2 protein-coding genes are annotated in these 2,941 nt (G+C 30.3%); both read right to left on the bottom strand.

The window, feature by feature from the left end; all coding sequences use genetic code 11:
• Nucleotides 1–381: 381 nt before the first annotated feature.
• A complete protein-coding gene (locus tag U9R42_07585) occupies nucleotides 382–1,578 on the bottom strand; it encodes a pyridoxal phosphate-dependent aminotransferase (protein MEA3495879.1) in 1,197 nt (398 codons plus the stop codon).
• A gap of 87 nt (nucleotides 1,579–1,665) precedes the next feature.
• Nucleotides 1,666–2,742 carry a DUF354 domain-containing protein gene (locus tag U9R42_07580; GenBank protein ID MEA3495878.1) on the bottom strand — a complete coding sequence of 359 codons (1,077 nt, stop codon included), beginning with the start codon at nucleotides 2,740–2,742 and terminating at the stop codon, nucleotides 1,666–1,668.
• Nucleotides 2,743–2,941 lie beyond the last annotated feature (199 nt).

Below are 2,941 nucleotides of genomic sequence, written 5' to 3'. Positions count from 1 at the left end.
GTTAATAAACCATAATTTATTCCTAAATTCAGAACATCTGACTTAACGAAAACTATAGTTCGACTGGTCATAATTTGAACTTTGGCACTACGTTTAACGTATTGATTATTATTCGTTTACACAATATGGCAAAACGCAGTTTATGACCGCTCAGCATATATATTGTCGCGAAAATATCGAATATTGAACAAGAAATTATGAATAATGAAATTTGCTGACCACAAAAATTGCTCAGCCTTATCTTTTTACTTCAAAATTCTTTATTTTTTGTTTCGCAACCGCTAAAGCTACAGCGAACGTGGTCAATATTCATTATTAATAAATACGACATAATGAAATTTTGCAGAGTTTTCTTAGAGATACTATTTAAAGTGCTATTCCCTATTTCCTCCAAGGATAAACCTTAAGTGCTTCTTCAAGGCATTCCATAGCATTTATAAGTTCTTTTTTGTTTAAAACATAAGCGATTCGAACTTCTTGTTTCCCAAGTCCTTTGCTTGCATAAAAACCGGGAGCTGGTGCCATCATAACTGTTTGTCCTTTGTGTTCAAAGGATTCAAGTATCCATTGACAGAATTTTTCAGAATCATCAATAGGTAATTTTACAGTTGTATAAAATGCACCCCCGGGATTAGGACAAATAACTCCCTCCATTTTGTTTAAAGCTTTTACTAACAGGTCTCTCCTCGAAACATACTCTTTCATAACACCATCAAAATATTCATCAGGAACATCAATAGCTGCTTCTGCACCTGCTTGTTCAAGTGTTGGTGGGCAAAGTCGCGATTGACCCAATCGCAATGAGGAATCCATGACTTTTTTGTTTTTACTAACAATTGCTCCCACTCGTGCTCCACATGCACTATATCTCTTAGAAATAGAATCTAAAACAACAGCGTTTTCTTCTAATCCTTCAAGAGTGAGAATTGAAGTATGCTCTTTTCCATCATAAACCATTTCACGATAAACTTCATCAGAAAAAAGAAAGAGGTCGTGCTTTAAAACGATTTTTCTTAGTTGTTCTAATTCTTCATTGGAATAAAGATAACCTGTAGGATTGTTAGGATTACAAATCATAATTCCTTTGGTTTTAGGACCAATAAGTTTCTCAAATTCATCAATAGGTGGAAGTGCAAATCCATCTTTGATAAACGAAGTAACCGGTTTAATTGTAATTCCTGCTGTTATTGCAAAACCATTATAATTTGTATAAAAAGGTTCAGGAATAATTATTTCATCTCCGGGATTAAAACATGAGTACATTGCAAAAAGTATTGCTTCTGAGCCTCCATTTGTAACAATGATTTCATCGGAATTAACATTAATTCCATAGGTTTTGTAATATTCCGATAATCTTTTTCTGTAAGATTCATTTCCTGCAGAATGAGAGTAAGCCAGTACTTTTGAATCATAATTTTTTATAGCATCCCAATATTCTTTTGGTGTTTCAATGTCAGGCTGTCCAATATTAAGATGATAAATTTTAACACCTTTTTTTTGTGTTGCCTCTGCAAAAGGTACCAATTTTCTGATTGGTGATGCAGGCATTAAGTTAGCTTTATTTGATAATGTTGGCATAAATTAATATTTTAATTAGTATAAGATGTTACAAAGGTATATTTTTTTGAAAAATATTGTTTGATTAAAAGTAATTTTGCAAAAAACTCAGCTTAGTAAAAACCTATCCTGATATTCAGGATTACTTTTCATTATTTTTAAACTCTCGGGGTAATTTTCAGCAAACCAACAAAAGAATTTTGTAACATCAATTTTTTCAGAAAGCATTTTTTCTTTTTTTTCTTTCCAAATATTTTTAACATCTTTTGTGTTTAATAATTCCATTGCTTTCTCAATAACTCCTTGATTGTTTTTAAAGATGAACAATAAATTATATTGTTGTTCTAACTCTTTACAATAATCTGCTCTTTTTGTATTAACATGAATTGCAGGAATACCCAGTACTGCTGATTCTGCTGCCATTGTTGCTCCTTCACCAACAAATAAAGAAGCACTTGCTATAACATCATGCATTTTATGAGCGGGGATATTTAAGCGATATTTTTTTAAACTTTTTTCCAATTTTCCCTCTGCTGAGATAAAAACTCTTGCATGTTTTAAAATTTCATTTACAAATTTTTCTTTAAAGTCAACACTAAAACCTTTTTGTCCTATATCATCACTGGCATTCCATGAAACAAAACGAACAAGAACATATTTTTCGTCATCTTTTAACCCGAGTTCTTTCTTGATATTTTTGTCTGCTTTAAAATTATTTGGGTGCAAATAAGCAAGCTCATGATAACCTTTGTAGTAAACTTGATTTTCACTTAACTTTGTTTTAAATGATGTTGATGTTAAAAATATTGATTTAAGTTTTTGAGCAAAACGTACCTGCTCCATGTTCCCTGTGTCTTCAATTGCAAAATGTGGTTTACGTAAAATCCATGAAACAATTGAAGGATAAATTGCACTATGGCTTAAATAAATATCCGGTTTATTTTTAATGGCATAAAATAAAAGAAGTAGAGAAAAATGGATAATACCGAATATTTTCCCTACTAAATTTTTATATGTTTTTCCAAAATTATAATAATGGAAACCATAGTGTTCCAACAATTCAATTGTACATTCTTTTTCTCTTGTTGTAAAAAAAATGCTATGACCACGTTTTTCCATTTCCCAAGAAAAATGCTTAAAAAGATGAACGTGTGCAGGATGTCCTATGTCAATTAAAAATTTCATAAAGTATTTTTAAAAATGCAAAAATACTACAATAAATTGTTAAAAAAGTAATTTAGAAATTCTGAATATTACTCAATAATAATCCCTCAATAAGAATTATTCAACTTATAATTCCTAACTTTGAAGTTGAATTTAAATAACTTATTTTTAATAAAATGGCAAATAGTTTACCCTCATTTTTCAAATTACCTACGTATTA

This window comes from Bacteroidota bacterium (assembly GCA_034723125.1).
GTDB lineage: Bacteria > Bacteroidota > Bacteroidia > CAILMK01 > JAAYUY01 > JAYEOP01.
This window is presented reverse-complemented; position numbering and strand designations above follow the sequence as displayed.